General features: G+C 71.0%; 20 protein-coding genes. 16 read left to right on the top strand and 4 right to left on the bottom strand.

The window, feature by feature from the left end; genetic code table 11:
* Window positions 1-122: 122 nt before the first annotated feature.
* Complete coding sequence (locus AA0Y20_RS01175; protein ID WP_412936749.1) at window positions 123-1,673, bottom strand: DUF222 domain-containing protein; 1,551 nt, start codon at window positions 1,671-1,673, stop codon at window positions 123-125.
* A 260-nt stretch (window positions 1,674-1,933) separates the two neighbouring features.
* Here AA0Y20_RS01175 and AA0Y20_RS01170 point away from each other — a divergent pair, with 260 nt between their 5' ends.
* The 14 genes from AA0Y20_RS01170 (at window position 1,934) to AA0Y20_RS01105 (ending at window position 18,809) form a co-directional block, all read left to right on the top strand.
* Window positions 1,934-2,221 (top strand): WXG100 family type VII secretion target, encoded by a 288-nt coding sequence (locus tag AA0Y20_RS01170; protein WP_274264290.1) that lies wholly within the window; start codon window positions 1,934-1,936, stop codon window positions 2,219-2,221.
* A 233-nt stretch (window positions 2,222-2,454) separates the two neighbouring features.
* Window positions 2,455-2,895, top strand: coding sequence for a hypothetical protein (locus tag AA0Y20_RS01165; protein ID WP_412936747.1), 441 nt, complete (start codon window positions 2,455-2,457; stop codon window positions 2,893-2,895).
* A 157-nt stretch (window positions 2,896-3,052) separates the two neighbouring features.
* Window positions 3,053-5,266 carry a glycogen debranching protein GlgX gene (glgX, locus tag AA0Y20_RS01160; protein ID WP_412936745.1) on the top strand — a complete coding sequence of 738 codons (2,214 nt, stop codon included), beginning with the start codon at window positions 3,053-3,055 and terminating at the stop codon, window positions 5,264-5,266.
* Window positions 5,263-7,647, top strand: a complete 2,385-nt coding sequence (gene treY, locus AA0Y20_RS01155) for a malto-oligosyltrehalose synthase (protein WP_412936744.1) — start codon at window positions 5,263-5,265, stop codon at window positions 7,645-7,647. The genes glgX and treY overlap by 4 nt, the downstream gene beginning before the upstream one ends.
* A 167-nt stretch (window positions 7,648-7,814) precedes the next feature.
* Entirely contained in the window at window positions 7,815-9,470 is a 1,656-nt protein-coding gene (locus AA0Y20_RS01150; RefSeq protein WP_412936742.1) for a TIGR04028 family ABC transporter substrate-binding protein, read from the top strand.
* Between the two features lie 52 nt (window positions 9,471-9,522).
* A complete protein-coding gene (locus AA0Y20_RS01145) occupies window positions 9,523-10,575 on the top strand; it encodes an ABC transporter permease (protein WP_412936740.1) in 1,053 nt (350 codons plus the stop codon).
* A complete protein-coding gene (locus tag AA0Y20_RS01140) occupies window positions 10,572-11,417 on the top strand; it encodes an ABC transporter permease (protein ID WP_412936738.1) in 846 nt (281 codons plus the stop codon). Before AA0Y20_RS01145 ends, AA0Y20_RS01140 begins: the two co-directional genes overlap by 4 nt.
* Window positions 11,414-13,090, top strand: a complete 1,677-nt coding sequence (locus AA0Y20_RS01135; protein WP_412936736.1) for a dipeptide ABC transporter ATP-binding protein — start codon at window positions 11,414-11,416, stop codon at window positions 13,088-13,090. Before AA0Y20_RS01140 ends, AA0Y20_RS01135 begins: the two co-directional genes overlap by 4 nt.
* Window positions 13,087-14,196 (top strand): putative FMN-dependent luciferase-like monooxygenase, encoded by a 1,110-nt coding sequence (locus tag AA0Y20_RS01130; RefSeq protein WP_412936734.1) that lies wholly within the window; start codon window positions 13,087-13,089, stop codon window positions 14,194-14,196. The genes AA0Y20_RS01135 and AA0Y20_RS01130 overlap by 4 nt, the downstream gene beginning before the upstream one ends.
* On the top strand, window positions 14,193-14,846 hold the full coding sequence (locus AA0Y20_RS01125) for a CMD domain protein (RefSeq protein ID WP_412936732.1): 654 nt from the start codon (window positions 14,193-14,195) through the stop codon (window positions 14,844-14,846). The genes AA0Y20_RS01130 and AA0Y20_RS01125 overlap by 4 nt, the downstream gene beginning before the upstream one ends.
* Entirely contained in the window at window positions 14,843-15,478 is a 636-nt protein-coding gene (locus AA0Y20_RS01120) for an alkylhydroperoxidase domain protein (RefSeq protein WP_412936730.1), read from the top strand. Before AA0Y20_RS01125 ends, AA0Y20_RS01120 begins: the two co-directional genes overlap by 4 nt.
* Entirely contained in the window at window positions 15,475-16,122 is a 648-nt protein-coding gene (locus AA0Y20_RS01115) for a VOC family protein (RefSeq protein ID WP_412936728.1), read from the top strand. The genes AA0Y20_RS01120 and AA0Y20_RS01115 overlap by 4 nt, the downstream gene beginning before the upstream one ends.
* Window positions 16,123-16,186: 64 nt before the next feature.
* Complete coding sequence (treZ, locus tag AA0Y20_RS01110; protein WP_412936726.1) at window positions 16,187-17,923, top strand: malto-oligosyltrehalose trehalohydrolase; 1,737 nt, start codon at window positions 16,187-16,189, stop codon at window positions 17,921-17,923.
* 34 nt (window positions 17,924-17,957) lie between these two features.
* A complete protein-coding gene (locus AA0Y20_RS01105; protein ID WP_412936724.1) occupies window positions 17,958-18,809 on the top strand; it encodes a tryptophan-rich sensory protein in 852 nt (283 codons plus the stop codon).
* A 144-nt stretch (window positions 18,810-18,953) separates the two neighbouring features.
* Here the strand turns inward: AA0Y20_RS01105 and AA0Y20_RS01100 are convergent, their stop codons facing one another.
* Window positions 18,954-19,679: a glutamine amidotransferase-related protein gene (locus AA0Y20_RS01100; RefSeq protein ID WP_412936723.1), complete on the bottom strand. Its 726-nt coding sequence runs from the start codon at window positions 19,677-19,679 to the stop codon at window positions 18,954-18,956.
* 76 nt (window positions 19,680-19,755) lie between these two features.
* Between AA0Y20_RS01100 and AA0Y20_RS01095 the strand changes: the two genes are divergently transcribed.
* On the top strand, window positions 19,756-20,055 hold the full coding sequence (locus tag AA0Y20_RS01095; RefSeq protein WP_412936721.1) for a hypothetical protein: 300 nt from the start codon (window positions 19,756-19,758) through the stop codon (window positions 20,053-20,055).
* A 53-nt stretch (window positions 20,056-20,108) separates the two neighbouring features.
* Here the strand turns inward: AA0Y20_RS01095 and AA0Y20_RS01090 are convergent, their stop codons facing one another.
* Both AA0Y20_RS01090 and AA0Y20_RS01085 read right to left on the bottom strand, forming a co-directional pair.
* Entirely contained in the window at window positions 20,109-20,873 is a 765-nt protein-coding gene (locus AA0Y20_RS01090; RefSeq protein WP_412936720.1) for a LysR substrate-binding domain-containing protein, read from the bottom strand.
* Between the two features lie 76 nt (window positions 20,874-20,949).
* Window positions 20,950-21,357 carry a transferase gene (locus AA0Y20_RS01085; protein ID WP_120264192.1) on the bottom strand — a complete coding sequence of 136 codons (408 nt, stop codon included), beginning with the start codon at window positions 21,355-21,357 and terminating at the stop codon, window positions 20,950-20,952.
* Between the two features lie 232 nt (window positions 21,358-21,589).
* On the opposite strand from AA0Y20_RS01085, the gene AA0Y20_RS01080 reads away from it, so the two are divergent.
* Window positions 21,590-22,237, top strand: a complete 648-nt coding sequence (locus AA0Y20_RS01080) for a YitT family protein (RefSeq protein ID WP_412936718.1) — start codon at window positions 21,590-21,592, stop codon at window positions 22,235-22,237.
* Window positions 22,238-22,248 lie beyond the last annotated feature (11 nt).

The following is a 22,248-nucleotide window of genomic DNA, read 5'->3' as shown; positions in this document are numbered from 1 at the left end:
CGGGGGCGGCGCGCCTCGGCACAGGGGCAGGCACGCTCCGACGCGTCGGCGGCCGCGCCGGCGCGCAGGACTGCGGCGGCCGGCATGGTCGTCTCCCGCGCAGTCCCGCCCGTCACCGCGGGTCAAAACGGAGGGGGATCATTTCCGCGGTCCGACGGAGGCGGCGATTCGCCGCCTCGCGGTAGCTCGTGCGCTGAGGCGACTCGCGATGTTCCACCCTCCAGGGGCTCGATGGTCGCGAAAGTGACGAGGGGTGGTGGTGCGTCTTCGCGGTACGCCCGCCCGGTGGGTGAGGTCCAGATCAGGCGCCCGCCCGCGAGTTGTCGGACTCGCCATCGGGTGTGGTGTTTGACGTCGTGGTGGCGTTTGCAGAGGTTGGCGAGGTTGCGCACGTGGGTTGGTCCGCCGTGGGATGCGGCGGTGGTGTGGTCGAGTTCGCAGCGGATGGCGGGTTGCCGGCATCCGGGGAACCGGCAGTGCCGGTCGCGTGCCCGCAACAGTCGGACCATGGCGGCGGTGGGTCGGTACGTGTCGCATTCGAGGACGGTTCCGGTGACCGGGTGGGTGAGCAGCCGGTCCCACGAGGTCGCGTCACCGGCGAGCTGGCGTGCGGTGGCGGCGTCGATGGGGGAGCGACCCGCGAGGTCTGCCGGTCCTTCGTCCTGACCCGTCAGAGTCAAGGCGGACACGGCGACCTGCACGTGTGCCCGGATCGCTCCGAGCGTTCCGTCGCCGTCGCCAGTCGCCGTCGGGTCGAGCGCGGGCGACCCGGCGAGGAGGAGATCGGAGAACACGTCGGCGCGAACCTGATCGATCGTTCGCGCGTCACTGATGAAAGACGACCTGTCCGCGCCCGCGTGGTCGACCAGGCCGTCGTCACCGGTCGCGTCCGCGGCGAACAGGGCGTCAGCTCTCTCCGCACCGGCACTTCCGGCACCATCGTCCGCGGCGTCAGATCCTGCCCCGCCTGCGCCTGCGCCTGCGCCGTCAGCCTGCGCCCGTGCGTTGATGATCTCCCGTGCCTGCCGCGTCAGTCGGTCCACGATCCCGTCGGCGATCACGGTCGGCAGTGTCGCGATGAGATCCGACATGCCGTCGGCCCCGGTCCGCACCTGCACGCACCGCCCCGCAGCGGCCTCCTCGTGCCGTTCGGTGAACGTCCGCGGGTGCATCCGCTCCGCGAGCATCTGCAAACTCCCGCGCACCCGGTTGGGCGTCTCGCCCTCGCATCGCTCGATCGCGGCCCGCTCGAAGTCCTCGCGGTCGTCCGCGGGCACGATGCACCCCACCTCTTGGATCACCCGCACGTGTCCGCGGACGATGCGCCCGTCCTCCCACGCCGCCATCGTCAACGGGAAGTTGTCCACGAGGTCGCGTGCTTCGTCGATCCGCCGCTGCAACGTCCGGTCGGTCGCCACGAACACCCCGGCCAGCTCCGCCGCGATCCCGCGCAACGCCATCTCCCGCGCCTTCACGCGTTCCGACGCCCCCGCAGCCTGCTTCTCGGCCAGCACCCCGGCCGCGGCGAGCACTCGAACCTCACGGATCTGCACCGCCCGTGCGGCATCCGAAACACCCTCGGCATCAGCGACGAGCGCCGCCAGGGCGTCGACGTCAGAGTCGCTGCCCATCCCGGCATCCATCGCGCCGCGGAACCCGTCATTCGAATACATGTTCGAATCATGTCACGGACCTCCGACATCGCCCCGGCAGTATCCACAGGTGCTTCTGACGTCTCGAACCAGACTGCAGGCACCACCGGATCCGCGGAATCCGCGGGCGCCCCGCACTGCGCAGACGCGGCGCTGCGCGGCGCAGGGGACCGAACCGGCGGATGGGGAGTTCTCCCCATCGCCCTCGGGCGATGCGGGCCGATAGGTTTTGGGTGTCGGCTCCGGTGGGGGTCGGGACATCTACTTTCAGGAGGGCCGTGATGGCTGATTTCGGTGCGTCTTATGGCGAGATGGAGCAGGTTGCGAGTTCGCTGGCGCAGGCTCGTGATGACATTCAGGGTCAGCTGGACACCTTGAAGTCGCAGGTGGACACGCTGCTGGGTGATGACTTCAAGACGCAGCACGCGTCGGGCAAGTTCGGTGAGGGTTACTCGGAGCTGACGACGGGTCTGAAGAACGCCGTTGATGGCATCAACGACATGTCCGAGTCGCTGCTGGGCATGATGCGCGCGATCCAGGACCTCGACCAGCAGCTCGCCGGCGGCTGATCCGTTCACGCGGCATCGATTCGGTGCGGACCGGGCTTCATCCTGGTCCGCACCGAAATCCATGTGAGGGTCTGCTCGCGGCCACGATGACCGACGCCCCTGCCGGTCATCGATGATGGTGTGTTCTCCCGATCGGCATCAAGCGGGGCAGGCAGATAAGGCGGGGCAGTGAGCTGGCGGAGCAACCTGTTCGGAGTGACGATGAGCGCGGTGGCGGGGATTCTGCTGACGGGATGGCCGTCATCAACGACGGCCCGTGGGAGGTGCGGACGTACGGGATGACGCCTTCAGGTGTCGGGTGCGGCGACGGCTGGAAGTTCGACCTGACGCGCACGACCACGATCGATCCGGCAGAGGTGGCTGGCAGGCGCGACGCCGTCGCGCAGCATCTTGTGTCCGAAGGCTTCGACGTCGACGGCATGGATCTCGAGTCGGGCGAGGTCGCGTCTACGGACGTGATCGTCCGCGAGCAGGGCGTCTATTCCCTGCTGACGGTGACGCTGGTAGACAACGGGAACGTCGTCGTCACCGCCACGTCGCCGTGCAAGCCCGGCGACAAGTTCGAGCTCAGCCGGATGCTGTTCGGCACGGGCCCCCTGCCCGAGGGGTATCTCCCCGACCGGGAATCTCCCTCCGCCCCCTTGCTCTTCGGCACCGACCGCGGCGACCGCTGATCTCCATCTCGACGTCCCACTCGCCAGAGTCTGCGGATCCGAAGCCCGGCGCATCCGCAGTTCGTGGCGAATCGAACGGATAGCGGGGGCTTGTCAAGAGCACCGGGTCGCGTGATTCCGCCTGAGTAGTGTGAGCCTCACGAACAGGGGAGATCACATGCAGGCATGGCCGGGTTCCGCGTATCCGCTCGGAGCGACCTACGACGGGAACGGAACGAACTTCGCGCTCTTCAGCGAAGGCGCCGAGAAGGTGGAGCTGTGCCTCTTCGATGAGGACGGCACCGAGACGTGCGTCGAGCTGCGCGACGTCGACGCCTTCGTCTGGCACGCCTATCTGCCGAACGTGCAGCCGGGGCAGCGCTACGGCTACCGCGTGCACGGGCCCAACGACCCCGCCGACGGCAAGCGCTTCAACGCGAGCAAGCTGCTGCTCGACCCGTACGCCAAGGCGGTCGAGGGTCAGATCGACTGGGGGCAGCCGGTCTTCGGCTACAACTTCGGCGAGCCCGACTCGTTCAACGAGGAGGACTCGGCCGCTCACATGATGAAGGGTGTCGTCGTCAACCCGTTCTTCGACTGGGCGGGCGACCGTCAGCCGAAGATCCCGTACGCCGAGACCGTCATCTACGAGGCGCACGTGAAGGGCCTCACACAGCTGCATCCCGAGATCCCCGAGGACATCCGCGGAACGTACGCGGGTCTCGCGCACCCCGCCGTCATCGAGCACCTCAAGAAGATCGGCATCACCGCGATCGAGCTGATGCCCGTGCACCAGTTCGTCAACGACTCCACGCTGCAGGAGAAGGGGCTGTCGAACTACTGGGGCTACAACACGATCGCGTTCTTCGCGCCTCAGAACACCTATTCGGCGACGGGCGACCACGGCCAGCAGGTGCAGGAGTTCAAGGCGATGGTCAAGGCGCTGCACGCGGCAGGCATCGAGGTCATCCTCGACGTCGTCTACAACCACACCGCCGAGGGCAACCACATGGGCCCGACGCTCTCGATGCGCGGCATCGACAACGAGGCCTATTACCGCCTCGAGGACGACGACAAGCGCTACTACACCGACTACACCGGCACGGGGAACAGCCTCAACGTCGGCAACCCGCACGCGCTGCAGCTGATCATGGACTCGCTGCGCTACTGGGTGACCGAGATGCACGTCGACGGCTTCCGATTCGACCTCGCGGCGACCCTCGCGCGCGAGTTCTACGACGTCGACCGGCTGTCGGCGTTCTTCGAGCTCGTGCAGCAGGACCCGATCGTCTCGCAGGTCAAGCTCATCGCCGAGCCGTGGGACATCGGCCCCGGCGGCTACCAGGTCGGCAACTTCCCGCCCCAGTGGACGGAGTGGAACGGCAAGTACCGCGACACGGTCCGCGACTTCTGGCGCGGTGAGGCCTCGACCCTCGGCGAGTTCGCGTCGCGCCTCACGGGCTCGGCCGACCTCTACGAGCACGACGGCCGCTGGCCGGTGGCGTCCATCAACTTCGTCACGGCGCACGACGGCTTCACGCTGCGCGACCTCGTGTCGTACAACGAGAAGCACAACGACGCCAACGGCGAGGACGGCAACGACGGCGAGTCGCACAACCGCTCGTACAACATGGGCGTCGAGGGTCCCACCGACGATGCGCATGTGCTGACGATGCGCGCGCGCCAGCAGCGGAACTTCCTCGCGACGCTGCTGCTCAGTCAGGGCGTGCCGATGATCTGTCACGGCGACGAGCTCGGCCGCACGCAGCAGGGCAACAACAACGGCTACGCGCAGGACAACGAGCTCACCTGGATCCACTGGGACAAGGTGGACCAGCCGCTCGTCGAGTTCACGGCGGCTCTCGCGCGTCTGCGCCGGCTCCACCCGACGTTCCGGCGCAGCCGCTTCTTCGACGGCCGTCCGGTGCGGCGCGAAGAGGGCGCTCCGGTTCCCGACATCATGTGGCTGCGCCCGGACGGAACCGCGATGCAGCCCGAGGACTGGGACTCCGGGTTCGGACGCGCCGTCGGCGTCTTCCTCAACGGTGACGGCATCCGCGAGCGCGACCGGCGCGGCGAGGACATCTCGGACGACCACTTCTTCGTGCTGTTCAACGCCGGCGACGACGAGGTCGAGTTCACCGTCCCCTCCGACCAGTACGCGGACCGGTGGGAGGTGCTGATCGACACGAGCGGCGAGCTCGTCGGCACCGAGCCGCTCGAGGGCGGCAATGCACTGCAGGTCCGGGCCAAGTCGCTCGTGGTGCTCGGCGAGTACGTCGAACCCGAGGCGGAGGCCGATCACTCGGTGGCCGCGTCGCTCGCGGCTTACACGACGCCGATCGACATCATCCCCGCCGAGGCGCCGACCCCGGAGCTGCCCGGCCGATGACCACTCCGATCTCGACCTACCGGCTGCAGATCCGACCGGCGTTCGACCTCGCGGCGGCCGCCGAGATCACGGACTATCTCCGGGATCTCGGCGTCGACTGGGCGTACCTCTCTCCGCTGCTCGCGGCGGCCGAGGGGTCGGACCACGGCTACGACGTCGTCGACCCGACGATCGTCGACCCCCGCCGCGGCGGTTCCGAGGGGCTCGCGCGGTTCTCGGCCGCCGCTCGGGATGCCGGACTCGGCGTGCTCGTCGACATCGTTCCGAACCACCAGGGCGTCGCGGTTCCGGCCGAGAACCCCTGGTGGTGGGACGTCCTCCGGCATGGCCGGGGTTCGGCGTACGCCGACGCGTTCGACATCGACTGGGATCACGGCGGCGGGAAGGTCGGTCTGCCGATCCTCGGACAGAGCCTGCGGGATGCCATTGCAGCGAGCGAGATCGAGGTCGCTCCGGTCACGGGCGACGAGGCGCACGGCGCTCAGGGCGTCGCGCGCTACTTCGATCACGTGCTGCCCCTCGCCGACGGCACCGCGCCGGCGGGAGCGACGACCGACCCCGCGACGGTGGATGCCGTCCTCGCGGCCCAGCATTGGCGTGCCGCGTTCTGGCGCGACGATGCGAGCGAGCTCAACTATCGACGCTTCTTCGCGGTGAACACCCTCGCGGGTGTGCGGGTCGAGCTGCCCTCGGTCTTCGAGGCGAGCCACGTCGAGATCCTCCGCTGGCTGCGAGAGGGCCTCGCCGACGGACTCCGCATCGACCACCCCGACGGTCTCGCCGACCCGGGCGGATATCTCGAGCAGCTCGCCCGAGCCACGGGCGGGGCCTACGTCGTCGTCGAGAAGATCCTCGAGCACGCCGCGACCGATCACCCCGAGCCGCTGCCCTCGTGGTGGGCGACGGCGGGCACGACCGGGTACGACGCGATGGCCGAGATCGACCGGGTGCTCATCGACCCCGCCGGTGAGAGCCGACTCGACGAGCTCGATGCGTCGCTGCGCTCGGCGGATGCTCCGGCGTCCTACGACGAGATCGTGCGGCAGGCCAAGCGCGCTGTCGCCGACACGCTGCAGGCCGCCGAGGTCGGCCGCCTCGTCCGCTGCCTGCCTGACGAGGTGCGCGAAGACCTCGGAGCGGATGTCGCGCGCGACGCGTTCGCGGAGCTGCTGACGAGCTTCTCGGTGTACCGCGTCTATCCGCCGGTCGGCGATGAGCTCGTCGCCGAAGCGGTGGCTGCGGCATCCGCGACCCGTCCCGACCTGGCCGACGCCATCGCGGTGCTCGCCCCGCTGGTGACCGCGGGCGACACCGAGCTGAGCCGGCGTTTCGGCCAGACCACCGGACCGGTCATGGCCAAGGGCGTCGAAGACAGCGCGTTCTACCGGTATCCGCGTCTCGGCACGCTCACCGAGGTGGGCGGCGATCCGGGCGTCTTCGCGCTCGACGTCGCGTCCTTCCACCGGGCTCAGGCCCATCGCCAGGCGACCTGGCCGCATGCCCTGACCTCTCTCAGCACGCACGACACGAAGCGCAGCGAGGACGTGCGGGCTCGGCTCTCCGTCATCGCCGAGGTGCCGCAGCGCTGGAGCGACGCGCTCGGGCGGCTGCGGGCGATCGCGACCACCGGCGACGGTCGCCTCGACGACCTGCTCTGGCAGGCGATCGTGGGGGCCTGGCCCGCATCGCCCGAGCGGCTGCGCGACTACGCCGAGAAGGCCTCGCGCGAGAGCGGCATCGTCACCTCGTGGACAGATCCCGACGAGGATGCCGAAGCGCGGATCGCCGCGCTCGTCGACGCCGCGACCTCGGGCGAGGCGCGCGCGGTGGTCGAAGAGGTCGTCGGCGAGCTGACCGCGCCGGGCCGGTCGAACTCGCTCGCCGCCAAGCTGGTGCAGCTGACCGCGCCGGGGGTGCCGGACGTGTATCAAGGCACCGAGCTGTGGGACCTCTCACTCGTCGACCCCGACAACCGCCGCGACGTCGACTTCACCGAGCGCCGCGCGCTGCTCGCGAAGCTCGACGGCGGATGGCATCCCGAGATCGACGACTCGGGCGCGGCCAAACTGCTCGTCGTGTCGCGCGCGCTGCGCCTGCGCCGTGATCGCCCGGAGCTGTTCACCCGGTACGCACCGCTCCCCGTCGTCGGTCCCGCCGCGGATCACGCCATCGCGTTCGATCGCGGCGGCGCCGTGACCGTCGCGACGCGCCTGCCCGTCGGCCTCGCCGCGCGCGGCGGATGGGACGACACGGTCGTGATGATGGCTCCCGGGCGCCACGTCGACCAGCTCACCGGACGGGCCTGGGACGGCGGCGCCGTGCGGCTCGCCGACCTGCTCGACACGTATCCGGTGGCTCTGCTGGCACGACAGGAGTCCTGACCGACACACGAGCCGCGGGCCTGCGAGCGCCCGCGGCTCGTGTGCGCCCGGGCGGCGGCCGCGAACGAGAACGCTTGTTTACGCACTGTGAAGGTCCGTTTCGTGCGGCGCGGTCCGGCGTGGTGGGGTGAGGGCATCCCACGTCGCTCTGCACTCCAGGAGACCCCATGCCTCGCTACGCCCGTGCGCTCCTCGCGGCGGCATCCGCCGTCGCCACCGTCGCGCTCATCGCCGGCTGCTCCGCCGGCACGACCCCCGGTGCGGTAGGAGGAGAGGCCGGCGAGCCGCAGGACGGCGGCACGCTGACCTACCTCGAGCCGCAGGCCTGGACCACGCTGTACCCGCCGAGCGCGGGGTTCTACCCCAACGGCGGCATCGTCAACAACATCACCGACCGGCTGCTGTACCAGAACCCCGAGACCCTCGAGCTCGAGCCCTGGATCGCCACCGACTACACCGTCAACGACGACGCCACCGAGTACACCTTCACCATCCGCGACGACGTGACCTACTCCGACGGCAGCGAGCTGACCCCCGAGAACGTCGTGAAGAACCTCGACCTGTACGGGCGCGGCGACACCGACCGTGCGCTGCCGGTCTCGGAGGCGATCAACAACTACGACCACGGCGAGGTCACGGGCGACGACACGGTCACCTTCCACTTCACCGCGCCCTCGCCGGGCTTCGCGCAGGCGGTGTCGACGATCAACTCCGGCCTGCTGTCGGATGAGACGCTCGACCGTGCGAGCGAGGGCTTCGGACCCGGCAACGCCGAGGACATCGTCGGCAGCGGACCGTTCGTGGTCTCGGGCGAGGACCTCGGCACGAAGACGACCCTGACCTCTCGCGACGACTACGACTGGGCCCCGGAATCGCTCGAGCACCAGGGTGCTGCGCGCCTGGACGGCGTCGAGTTCATCGTCGCCGCGGAGGACAGCGTGCGCGTCGGCACGGTCGTGGCGGGGCAGGCCGACATCGCCCGTCAGATCGAGGCTCCGGACGAGGCCCAGTTCGCCGCCGGCGGGCTGTCGCTCGTCGCATCCGCGACCAACGGCGTCAACAACGGGCTCAGCTTCCGCTTCGGCGACGATCGACTCGCCGATGTCCGCGTCCGTCAGGCGCTCATCGCGGGCATCGACCGCCAGGAGATCATTGACACCCTCTTCACCGACAACTACCCGCTGGCCACCGGCGCGCTCGCCACCACCGCACTCGGATACATCGACACGTCCGACTTCTACGTCTACGACCCCGACGCTGCGGCCGAGCTCCTCGACGAGGCGGGCTGGACGCTCGGCTCGGACGGCGTGCGCGAGAAGGACGGCGAGAAGCTGCGACTGACCTTCAACGAGGCGCTCCCGCAGCCGCGCTCGCGCGAGGTCGTGACGCTCATCCAGGAGCAGCTGGCGAAGATCGGTGTGCAGGTCGAGCTGTTCTCGGGAGACCAGGCGGCGCAGACGGCGGCCTCGGCCGACATCGACGAGATCCAGGTCTACCACTCGATGGTCGGACGGGCGGACTTCGATGTGCTGAAGTCGCAGTACTTCTCGGGCAACCGCAACACGCTGCTCAACCGCGACCCCGCGAGCGGCTCGGTCCGCGACCCGGAGCTCGACAGCCTGCTCGCGGCGATCGCCTCGGAGCCCACGACGGAGCAGCGCCAGGAGGCGTCGGCGGCGGCGCAGCGCTACCTCGCCGAGAACGCCTACATCCTTCCGATCTTCGAAGAGCCGCAGGTGTTCGGCGTCGGGCCCCGCGTGCAGGGATTCTCGACCGAGTCCGTCGGCCGGCCCTCGTTCTACCAGACCTGGCTCGCCCAGTGACCGAGACGGTCGTGCGCGTTCGCGAGGCGCCGCCGCTGCAGAGGCGGCGCCCGTGACGACCTACGTGCTGCGGCGCATCGGGCAGGCGGTGCTCGTGCTGGTGCTCGCCTACACGGTCGCGTACCTTCTGCTCGCCGCGTTGCCGGGCGATGCCGTCATCGCCCGCTACGCCAACCCCGAGCTCGGCCTCACCGCCGAGCAGGTGCAGGCCATCCGCGAGGCGCTGGGAGCCGATCAGCCCCTCATCGTGCAGTACGTCCGCTCGATCGCGGGCTTCCTGACGGGCGACTTCGGATACTCGGTCAGCAGCGGCGCCGCCGTCTCGGACCTCATCGCGACGGCGCTGCCCCCGACCCTCGTGCTCGCGGTACTCGGCCTCCTCGTCGCGGTCGTCCTGGCCGTGACGATCGCCTTCACGGCGACCTACGGCGCCGGGCGGTGGCTGCGGCGACTGTTCCGGGGCCTCCCGCCCCTGTTCGTCTCGCTCCCGGTCTTCTGGATCGGCATCATCCTGATCCAGGTGTTCTCGTTCCGCCTGGGGCTGATCCCCGCGATCGGGGCCGACCCGGTGCAGGCGCTCGTCCTGCCGGTGCTGACCCTCGCGATCCCGATCGCGGCGCCCCTCGCCCAGGTGCTGACGCGCAGCATCGACGAGGTGCGGGAGCAGCCCTTCGTCACCGTGGTGCGCGCACGCGGCGCCGGCACCTCCTGGCTGCTGTGGCGGAACGTCGCTCGCAACGCGTTGCTCCCGACCCTCACGATGGGCGGGCTGCTGTTCGGAGAGCTGGTGGGAGGCGCCGTCGTCACCGAGACCGTCTTCGCGCGTGCCGGCATCGGCCAGCTCACCGCGCAGGCGGTGCAGACCCGCGACACACCCGTGCTGCTCGCGGTCGTGGTCATCTCGACGGTCGCCTTTGTGACGATCAACCTGATCGTCGACCTGCTCTATCCCGTCCTCGACGCGCGGCTGCGCACGGGGGGCCGTCGAGCTCGCCGCGGCCCGTCGTCGACCGCTGCGGCGATCAGCGTCGGTGCCGCGACCGGCGCGTCCGCGACGGCGGCCGAAACCCCCGCCGACATCCTCACGAACGGAGCCGGACGATGACCGCGCTCGCACCGGAGACCACCGCCCTCGTCGCGCCACCGCGCTGGCGCTCGCTCGCGCGGCCGGGCATCCTCGTTCCCGCCCTCGTCGTGCTGATCGCGCTCGCGTGCGCGCTCGCGCCGGGACTGTTCACGGCGCAGAGCCCGACCGAGACGGTCGCCGCCTCGCTGCAGGCGCCGAGCGCCGCCCACTGGTTCGGGACGGATGCGACGGGGCGCGACGTCTTCGCCCGTGTCGTCCACGGCGCGTCGCAATCGATCATCGGCGCCCTCGTCGCGGTGCTCGTCGGCCTGGTCGTCGGCAGCGCGATCGGGGTCGCCGCGGGGGCTGCCGGCGGGGTCGTCGACGACGTGCTCATGCGCTTCGTCGACGTGCTCCTGGCCATCCCGGGTCTGCTGCTGTCGCTCAGCGTCGTCATCCTGCTCGGGTTCGGCACGACCAACGCGGCCATCGCGGTGGGCGTCACCTCGATCGCCGTCTTCGCACGCCTCGCGCGTTCGCAGGTCGTGAGCGTGCGGGTCAGCGAATTCGTCGAAGCCGCCTACGGCTCGGGCTCGACGGCCGCGGGGGTGCTGTTCCGGCACATCCTGCCGAACTCGCTGACGCCCGTCCTCGCGCTCGCCGCCCTGCAGCTCGGGTCGGCGATCCTGCAGATCTCCACGCTCGGGTTCCTCGGCTACGGCGCGCCCCCGCCCACCCCCGAATGGGGTCTGCTCATCGCCGAGGGTCGCGACTACGTGGCCACGGCATGGTGGCTCACGGTGCTGCCCGGCGCCGTCGTCGCGGTGGTCGTGCTGGCCACCAACCGTCTCAGCCACGCCATCCAGGGAGGTGCCGAATGAGCGCGCGACCGCTGCTCGAGATCCGCGACCTCGCCGTCCGGTACCGCACCCGACGCGGACCGGTCGACGCCGTGCGCGGCGTCTCTCTCGACGTCGCGGCCGGAGGCGTCACCGCCCTGGTGGGCGAGTCAGGCTCGGGAAAATCCTCCGTCGCGCAGGCGGTGATCGGACTCCTCGCCGGAAACGGGCGCGTCGCGGGCGGATCGATCCGACTTGACGAGCGTCAGGGCGGGCCGGTCGACCTCGTCGGGCTCTCCGAGCGCCGGTGGCGACAGCTCCGCGGCCGCTGCATCGGGCTCATCCCGCAAGACCCCGGGAACTCGCTCAACCCCGTCGCGACGATCGGTGCCAGCGTCGCCGAGCCGCTGCGGATCCACGGATGGCGCGACCGCAACCGCATCCGCGCACGGGTCATCGACCTCCTCGACCGCGTCGGCATCGACGACCCCGAAGCGCGCGCCCGTCAATACCCGCACGAGCTGTCGGGCGGGATGCGGCAGCGCGTGCTGATCGCGGCGGCGATCGCCCTCGAGCCCGAGCTCGTGATCGCGGACGAGCCGACCAGTGCTCTCGACGTCACCGTGCAGCGCACCGTGCTGGACCTGCTCGACGGGCTCCGTCGCGAGACCGGGACGGGCATCCTGTTCATCACCCATGACCTCGCCGTCGCCGCCGACCGCTCCGACGACATCGTCGTGATGCGCGGCGGGCAGGTGCAGGAGTCGGGCCGTTCGGCGGCGGTGCTCGCCTCGCCGTCGTCGGCCTACACCCGGACGCTCCTCGCCGACGCGCCTTCGCTGGCCCGCGTGGTCGATCGCGTCGCCCCGCCGATCGATCCGACCGAGCCTCCGCTCGTCGAGGTGCGCGGCATCCGCCAGGAGTTCGTCCGAGCGGGTCGCGCCCCGCTCGTCGCCGTCGACGACGTGTCGTTCGTCGTGCCGCGCGGCACGACCCACGCCCTCGTCGGCGAGTCCGGCTCGGGCAAGACGACGATCGGCCGCAGCATCGCGGGCTTCCACCGGCCGACGGACGGCGTCGTGCGGGTCGGCGACACCGACGTGACGGCATTGCGGTCGCGGCGCGACTTCCACCGCACCACGCAGCTCGTGTACCAGAACCCGTACGCCTCGCTCGACCCGCGCCAGACCATCGCGGCGATCCTGACCGAACCGCTGCGCAACTTCGGCATCGGCAGTCGCGCGGAGCGCGCGGAACGCGTCGCGCATCATCTCGACCTCGTCGCGCTCGCCCCCGAGATCGGCCAGCGGCACCCCCGCGAGCTGTCCGGCGGCCAGCGGCAGCGGATCGCGATCGCGCGGGCGCTGATCGTCGAGCCGCGCCTCGTCGTGCTCGATGAGGCCGTGTCAGCGCTCGACGTCACCGTCCAGGCGCAGATCCTGCGGCTCCTCGCGAAGCTGCAGGACGAGCTCGACCTCACCTACGTCTTCATCTCGCACGACCTCGCCGTGGTCCGGCAGGTGAGCGACACCATGTCGGTGCTCCGCCGCGGTGTCCAGGTCGAGCAGGGGCCGGTGGCCCAGGTGTTCGACGCCCCGCAGCATGAGTACACGAGGCGTCTGCTCGACGCCATCCCCGGCACCGGACTGCGGTCGTCGGACGCGACCGCGGGCGACCGCACCCTCGCCGTCACGAACCAGGAGGCTCCGGCATGAGCGGCCCACGACTGGGATTCTTCACACGTCTGCTCGAGGAGGCGACCGCGGCCGAGCGCTACCGGTTCGCGCTCGAGCAGATCGAGCAGGCCGAGCGGTCGGGCTTCGCGTCCGCCTGGGTCGCGCAGCACCACTTCGGCGAGGACGAAGGCGGCCTGCCGTCGCCGTTCGTGCTGCTCGCCGCCGCGGCCGAGCGCACGTCGCGCATCGGCCTCGCGACGGCCGTGCTCACGCTGCCCATCGACGACCCGCTGCGCGCCGCCGAGGACGCAGCGGTGCTCGACCTGCTGAGCGGCAACCGGGTGCAGCTCGGTGTCGCGTCGGGCGGCACGCCCTCGTCGTTCGCGGCGTTCGGCCTCGACCCCGAGCAGCGTCGCGAGATCTTCGCGGATCACCTGTCCGTCTTCGCGGACGCGCTCGCGGGGCGCGGCGTCCGGGGCACGGGGTCGCGCATCTACCCGGACGCCGGCGACCTCGGCGAACGCATCTGGCAGGCGACGTTCTCGGTCGAGGGCGGTCGGCGCGCGGGCGCCCGGGGCGACGGCCTCCTGCTCTCGCGCACGCAGCCGCGCCCCGCCGAGACGCCCGGCGCGCCTCTGCACGACCTGCAGCTGCCGATCATCGCGGCCTACCGGGATGCGCTGCCCGCCGGTGCCCCGGTGCGGGTGCTCGCCTCGCGCACGGGACTCGTCGTCGACCCGGAGAACCGCACGCGTGCCCTCGAGCTCGCCGAGGACGGACTGCGACGGCTCGCGGCGACGATGCACGGGACCGACGTCGACCGCGTCGGCATCGACGAGCTCGTCCGCATCACCGACACCCACGTCGGCACCGTCGACGAGGTCGTCGCATCGCTCTCGCGTGACGAGACGCTCGCTGCGGCGACCGACGTGTCGTTCCAGGTCCACTCGATCGCCGCGACCCACGAGCTGACGCTGCGATCGCTGCAGCTGCTCGCCGAGCAGGTCGCTCCCCGCCTGGGGCTGTCGACGGGGCCCGAGGCCGCGCAGTCGCTCCACACCGCGCATCGGACCACCGCCGTGCTCGCGGCGGCTTCCGCACCCGCATCCCACCCGATCACCCAACGCGAGGAGACCAGCGCGTGACCACCGCATCCGCCGACATCATCGACCTGCTTGCCGGCATCCGTCCCGGCGACGCGCTCTCGCACGTACGGGATGCGCGCGCGCAGGCCCGCGAGAACGCCCAGCGCAGCTTCGAGGCGCTCCTCGAGCCCGCCGTCGCCGGCAGCTTCCCGCTCGCCGAACGGTACGCCGTGGCCGCCTTCGTGGCCGAGCTCCACGGGTTCGCGCAGGCCGTCGATTTCTACCGCGACCTGCTCGACGACGAGGCCGCGTCACTGACGCCTGCGGTCGCTGCCGCCGCGGACTCCGCACGGGCGCAGGGCCCCTATGGGCGGTACCGCGAGCCGGTCCTGCGGTCGGAAGACCTCGACGGCCCGCGATGGTCGCCGGAGCCCGTCACGGCGGAGGCGCTCGGCGATCGGCTGAGCGCCGCCCTGGCCCACGCGCACCTCCTGGTGTTCCGACCGCGCGAGGCGCGACCCGAGCACCTGCGCGCGCTCGTCGCCGCCGGGTGGAGCGCCGACGACATCATCTCGCTCTCGCAGCTCATCGCGTTCCTCGCCTTCCAGCTGCGCAGTGCCTGGGCGCTCCGCGTGATCGCCGCCCACCCGGTCGCCGCCCACCAGGTCGCCGCCGCCGTTCCGGCATCCGTCGAAGGAGCAACCTCATGACCGGTCTCGTCACCGACTACGACGACCTCGCCCGCCCCGACGCGTTCACGCAGGAGGGCCTCGGCTGGGTGCCGTGGCTCGAACCCGTCGCCGAGGAAGACCTCACCGAGCAGCAGCGCGACGCCCTCATCGAGCCGGCACGCGCGAAGATGCCGTACTTCCGGCTGCTCGCCCGTGACCCCGAGGCGCTCCGCGCCCGCACGCTCACCGACCTCGACATCTTCTTCAACGTCTCCGGCGGCGTCGGACGTGCCGAGCGCGAGCTCGCGGCCGCCGCGACCTCGCGACGCAACGGCTGCGTGTTCTGCGCATCCGTGCACGCCGCGGCGGCGACCCGTGAGTCGGGCCGCCGTGACGACGTGCAGCGGCTGCTCGATGAGGGCACGGGCGCCGATGTCGGCGACGAGACCTGGAACGCCGTCGTCGCCGCCTCCGTCACGCTCGCCGACACCCCGCTCGCCTTCGGCGCCGCCGACGTCGATCGTCTGGTCGCCGCGGGCCTCGACGCCGCGGAGATCGTCGATGTGGTCAACGGCGCGGCCTTCTTCAACTGGGCGAACCGGCTCATGCTCTCCCTCGGCGAGCCCGAGGTGCCCGCCCGCCGCCGCACGACCGAGGGGGCCGACGCATGACCATCCCGACCCGACTCGACCACGTCGTCATCGCCGGACCCGACCTGGGCGAGCTGGTCGCCTGGTTCGCGGAGCGCACCGGCGTCACCGCTGCGCCAGGCGGCGCGCACCCCACGGGAACCGCGAACGCGCTCGTCGCGCTGACGATCGACGGCCGCCGCGGACCCCAGTACCTCGAGCTGATCGGTCCCGACCCGGACCGGATCGATCGTGCGCTGCCGGCGACGTTCGACATCGCGTCGCTCGAGGCGCCATCGGTGCAGGCCTACGCCGTGCACCCCGACGACATCCAGGCGACGGTCGACCATGCGCGGCAGAACGGATACGACCCGGGCGATGTCGGCGACCTGTCGCGCCGTACCCCCGCGGGCGAGCTGCTCGAATGGCGGTTGACCCGCGGTCAGGCGCAGCGACTCGACGTGCCGTTCCTGATCGACTGGGGGAGCACGCCGCATCCCGGCCTCGCCGACATCCCATCGATCGAGCTGGTCGGCTTCGAGCGGACCGAGCCCGCACCGGACGCTCTGCGCCCGGTGGTCGGTGCGCTCGGACTCGGTGACGGGGCAGCAGCGATCGTCGACGGGCCCGTCTCGGGCTACCGGCTCGTGCTCCGGACGGGGTCGGGCGAGACAGTCGAGCTCTAAGCACATTCCGGGCCGTTCCCGCCACCACTGGCCGACGTGCCGGCGCCCTCGCGAGGATGAGACCATGACGATCAACGTGTGGGCACCCCGGGCCGAGCGGGTACGACTGCGGCGGCCGGAGCAGACCGACCTCGAGCTGGTGGCCGGCGCGGACGGCTGGTGGTCGGCCGACGTCGACCTCGCGGCGGGCGACCGCTACGGCTTCGTCCTCGGCGACGGGGACGACGCGCGCCCCGACCCGCGCTCGCGACGACAGCCCGACGGTGTGCACGGCCTCTCCGCGATCGACGACCCGTCGTCGTTCGCCTGGACCGATCAGGCCTGGACGGGACGCCCGCTCGCCGGCGGCATCATCTACGAGCTTCACATCGGCACGTTCACGAGCGCCGGCACGCTCGACGCCGCCATCGGCCGGCTCGACCACCTCGTCGAGCTCGGCGTCACCCACGTCGAGCTGCTGCCGGTCAACGCGTTCAACGGCACCCACAACTGGGGCTACGACGGCGTGCTCTGGTACGCCGTGCAGGAGAGCTACGGCGGGCCCGAGGCGTACCGCCGGTTCGTGGATGCCGCGCACGCGGCCGGTCTCGCCGTCATCCAGGACGTCGTCTACAACCACCTCGGCCCCTCGGGCAACTACCTGCCCGAGTACGGCCCCTATCTCCGCGACGGCCGTCGCAACACGTGGGGCGACAGCGTCAACCTCGACGAGGATGCCGTCCGCGAGTACATCCTCGGCAACGCCGAGATGTGGCTGCGCGACTTCCACGTCGACGGCCTGCGGCTCGACGCCGTCCACGCCCTGCACGACGACGACAGCCCCGTCCACATCCTCGGCGAGATCTCCGACCGCGTCGACGCGCTCAGCACACATCTCGGGCGCCCCCTGACGCTCATCGCCGAGAGCGACATGAACGATCCCGTCATGATCCTGCCGCGCGAGGCGGGCGGTCACGGGATGACGGCGCAGTGGTCCGACGACTGGCACCATTCCGTGCACGTCGCGCTCACCGGCGAGACGGTCGGGTACTACGCCGACTTCGACGCGCTCGATGCCGTGCCGAAGACCTGGAACGCGGGCTTCTTCCACGACGGCACCTACTCGTCGTTCCGCGGTCGCGAGCACGGGCGACCCATTCCGCCCGAGTCGCCCTCCTGGCGGCTCGTGACCTTCGCTCAGGATCACGACCAGATCGGCAACCGTGCTGCGGGCGACCGACTCTCGGCCACGCTCGACGCGGACCGTCTCGCGGTCGCGGCCGTTCTGACGCTCACCGCGCCGGGAACGCCGATGCTGTTCATGGGCGAGGAGTGGGGCGCCTCCACGCCGTGGCAGTTCTTCACGTCGCACCCCGAGCCGGAGCTCGCCGAGGCCACTGCCGCGGGACGCAAGCAGGAGTTCGCCGAGATGGGCTGGGACGAGGACCTCGTGCCCGACCCGAACGACCCCGCGACCTTCCAGCGGTCGAAGCTCGACTGGACCGAGACGCACGAGGGCGACCACGCCCGCCTGCTGGCGCTGTACCGCGAGCTGGGCCGACTGCGCCGTTCGGTCCCCGACCTGACCGACCCCCGCTTCACCGCACGCGGCGCCGGCGCGACGGAGGGCGAGGGCGGCCGGCGCTACGACCTGCAGCGCGGGCGTGCCCGGGTGCTGGCCAACCTCTCGGAGGAGCCGTGGCGAGTCGAACTGCGGGGCGACACGGTCTGGCTCGAGACGCTGCCGAGCCGTGTCGTCGATGGTCGGCTCGTCGTCGAACCGAACTCCGCCGTTGTCGTGGGGCCGGATCTGTCAAGCTGATGATCTGCCGCGGTGCCGGATCTACCGTGGGGTGATGAGCACCACAGCGCACCACGCCGCCCGGCCGCCGCAGAAGGCGTCCGACCTCGTCAGGCAGATCGCGGTCATCTCGGCCGTCGTCTTCATGATCATCGCGGCGATGGTCGGGACGGGGCTGTTCGGCGGGACGAACGTGCGCGACCTGCAGGGTGGAGCGCTCGACGCCGACTCGACGGTGCTGGCGCCGGGCACACAGGCCTTCAGCATCTGGTCGGTCATCTACCTCTTCATGATCGGTTACACGATCTGGCAGGCGTTGCCCTCGCAGCGCTCGCGCGAGCGCCAGCGCCTCGTCGGATGGTGGATCGCGCTCACGGCCGTCCTCAACGGCGGATGGCTGCTCGCCGCGCAGTTCACGACGCTCCCGCTGACGGTCGTCGCGATCGTCGCGCTGCTCGCCGCCCTCGGGTGGACGTTCCGCCTGCTCGTGCGATCGCGGCCTCAGTCGGTCGGCGACCGGCTGCTCATGGACGCCACCGTGGGCCTGCACCTCGGATGGGTGTCGCTGGCCACGGTCGCGAACGTCACGGCCTGGCTCAGCCGGACCGTTCCCGAGTCGTGGGGGATGCAGGCCGATGTGTGGGGCGTGGCCGTGCTCGTCGTCGTCGCTGCCGTCGGCGTGGGCATCGCCGCGTTCTCGCGCGGGCGGCCGTCGCCCATCATCGCGATGTCGTGGGGCCTGGCGTGGGTCGCGATCGCCCGGACGACCGACCAGCCCCACTCCACCCCCGTCGCCATCGCCGCCATCGCGGTCATCGTCGTGGTGGTGAGCGCCGCCGCGATCACGGCCTGGCGTTCGAACGGCCGCGAGCACCGCGGCATCCTGCGCCGTCCGCGCACCGCCTGACCGCCCGCTGGGCGGGCCGTTCACCCGTCGATTGCCGATACGTTCGTAGGACCGCTGATGCTGGTGTTGCCTCGGCGGACCCGGCAGGCGACATCCGCACCGCCGATCCGACGGATGTATCGCGGCCGGCGTCAGAACGCGGCGTCAGAACGCGGCGGCGAAGGCGGCGAGGAAGCGGCTCGGCTCACTGACGGGGGCCGCGAGCACCCGCGCCGCGACCCGGTCGTAGTCGTCCGCGTCGAAATAGCCGTCGTTGCGGTAGACCGTCATGCGCTCGGTGAAGTCCTGCGGCGTCGGCTCGGGGTGGAACTGCGTCGCGTACAGACGATCGCCCACGCGGTAGGCCTGCACCGGGCAGTCGCCGTTCGTCGCGAGCAGCACAGCGCCGGCGGGCAGCGTCTTCGTTCCCTCTTTGTGCGCCGTCAGCGCGGTGAAGGTCGGCGAGAGCGCACCGAGCAACGGGTCGGCGCGGCCGGCATCCGTCAGGGTCACATCCGTCGGCCCCGTGTCCTCGGGGTAGTCGCGCGAGATCGTGCCGCCGAGGTGCGTCGTGGCCACGCCGATGCCGAAGCAGGTGAACAGCGCCGCCGTCCGACCGGATGCCGCGGCCTCGGCGATCCGGGCGAGGTCGGCCTCCAGCCGTCGCTGACCCTCCGGCTTCGCACCGGGATCGTCGGTGGCGTTGAAGGGACTGCCACCGACGACGAAGCCGCGCCAGCGGGTGAACGCGTCGTCGGGCAGGGCCTCCCGCGTCAGGTCGACCCGCTCGAGCTCTGACTCGGCGAGGCCCATCGCCGTCCGGAACGAGGCGTACTCAGCCTCGGCGGCCACCTGCTGCGGGCGCACGCAGACGTAGACGAGCGGGGCCATGGCTGAAAGTCTACGGTCGGCACCGAACCCGGCTCGCAGGGATGACCTCGCGTGACGACAGGTGCACAATGGCCCGATGACCGCCCGCGTGATCATCACCGACCCCGCCGAGCTCGTCGCGGTGCTCGACCGGCTCGACGCCGCCGCCGCTCACCGGGGGTGGCGCGTGCGACGACCCGCCGACGCGTCGGGCGTCGAGGCGCGGGCGCGAGACGCCCGCGCGGCGATCCGGCTACCCGCCCCGGTCGTCGTCGAGCTCGAGACCGATCCGGATGCCGCGACGCCCGAGCGTCCGATCGACGCCGCGGCTCTGCTGTCGCGCACGCCCGTGCCCGGCGCGATCCCGGACGGCGGACGGCGGTTGCACGGGCGGTGAACAAAGGTCTCGACGTGCCGGGAACGCGTCTGCGCCTCGTGTCGGTACGTCCGTCAGCGTGAGGAGTTCGCGGTGCGGCCGCGGACGATCCCGATGAACGTCTCGACCAGGGCGGTCGTCGCCTCTGCCGGCCAGGCGAGCGCGATCGTCGATGTCGGTGCGTCGACGACGGGTCGGAACGTCGCGTCCTTGCGATGATGCAGCCGCGCGAGCGACATCGGCATGAGCACGATGCCGACACCCGTGGCCGCCGTGGCGACGGCATCCTCCGTCGTCGTCAGGGCGCCGAAGGCGGGGGCGCGGGCTCCGGGCACCTCGATCCGCAGGGCGTCGTCGCCGGGCACGATCACGACCTCTCCGGCGAGGTCGGCGAGGGTCAGCTCCTCGGCGACGGTGAGGGACGAGTCCACGCTGCATACGGCGACCGTGGTCTCGTCGTAGAGCGGAATGACGCTCAGCCCGGTGCGGTCGATCGGAAGCCGCACGAGGGCGGCGGCGACCTCTCCGCCTGCGAGAGCGGGGGCCTGGTCGTTGAACGCCACGGTGACGAGATCGAGCGGGTTGCCCGGCATCCGCTGCTTCCACACGTCGATCCACTTGCCGGGCGTCGCGCCCGGGGCGGCTCCGAGGCGGAAAGCGCCGAGCGCACTGAGATCCGGCGCGGCGGCATCCACCTCGCGACGACTGTCAGAGCCGCGGTCGGGTTTGCGCCCCGTGGCGGAGCGTCGAGCGGATGCCGCGCCGGCGCCGCGGCCGGACGCGCCGCTGCCTCGCCCACTGTTGCGCGCGGGGCGGCCCGAGGAACGTCCGGGTGTCATGCGTGAAGCGTATCCCGGGTGAACGCCGGCCGAGAGGCCGAGTGCTCGCTCGCCGGCGGAGTGAGGCGTCGTCCGATCAGGCGGCCAGGCGCAGCCCGCGCTGATCGGTCGCGACGTGCTCGCCGTCGGCAATGTTCTCGTCGTCACCGATGAGCGAACCGCCCGCGACGTGCGCGTGGGCGCCAATGAAGGCGCGGATGCCGATCTTCGCCCGCGGACCGATGGCCGCGCCGGATCCGACGTGCGCGTGCGGTGCGATCTCGGCGTTCGGCCCGATGACTGCCTCGCGCTCGATCCACACGCCGCGGCCGATGTGAGCACCCGCCGCGACCTGGACTCCGGGTTCGACGTAGGCGCCTGCTTCGACGAGCGCTGTCGGGTGCACCTTGGCCCCGTTCGCGATCAAGCCCCGACCGTTCGCGTGCTTGCGGTAACGCAGCGTCTCTCCGCGGTCGTTCTCGATGTCGATGTAGTTCTTGCCCACGATCCCCTCCGACAGTTCCGGTTCCGGCACTGAGTACTGGAAACAACCCCGCGATCCGCGTTTTCATTCCCGAGAATCATTCGGAGCGACGGGCCGACCGGTTTGCTGGTACAAGCGTGCGATGTCCGGCTGCCGAGGTCGAAGGGGTGTGCGAGGTGGCCTCGGCGCGATAACATGCCCGGCTCGCGCCGCGGTGGGCCCCGCGGGCTCCGCCGTTTGCGAGGATGGGCGGGTGGAGCCTTCTCGCGCACCGTCGACCGGACCTTCGCTCGTCTTCGAGGCAGCGCTCACGCGTCACACCCGCGCGGAGGATCTGCTCGGCATCGTGACGGGCACCTTCGTGGCATCCCTCGGTCTGTACCTGCTGCAGTCGTCGGGTTCGGTCACCGGCGGCACCGCGGGTCTCGCGCTGCTTCTCGGGTACGCGACGGGGTGGTCGTTCCCCGTGCTGTTCGCGGTCGTGAACGCGCCGTTCGCGGTGCTCGCGCTGTGGAAGAAGGGGGTGTCGTTCACGATCCGCACCTTCGTGTCGATCGGTCTCGTGTCGGCGTTCACCTTCGTCCACCAGCACCTGTTGCAGTTCGCGAGCATCGAACCGATCTACGGCACGTTAGGGGGCAATCTGCTCGCCGGTGTGGGGCTCCTGATCCTGTTCCGTCACCGGTCGAGCCTCGGCGGGGTGAACATCATCGCGCTCGTGCTGCAGGAACGCACCGGGTTCAGCGCGGGGTGGACGCAGATGGTGTTCGACGTCGTGATCATCGCGTCCGCGCTGCTGGTGCTGCCGTGGCCGTCCGTGCTGCTCAGCGCGGCGGGAGCGGTCGTGCTCAGCGTCGTGCTCGTGCTGAACCACCGCCCCGGTCGGTACATCGGCCGCTGACCGTTCTTCCG

The sequence above is a fragment of the Microbacterium pratiae genome (genome assembly GCF_047302165.1).
GTDB lineage: Bacteria > Actinomycetota > Actinomycetes > Actinomycetales > Microbacteriaceae > Microbacterium.
The sequence above is the reverse complement of the archived record's forward strand: the minus strand, read 5'-3'. Positions and strand labels throughout refer to the sequence as shown.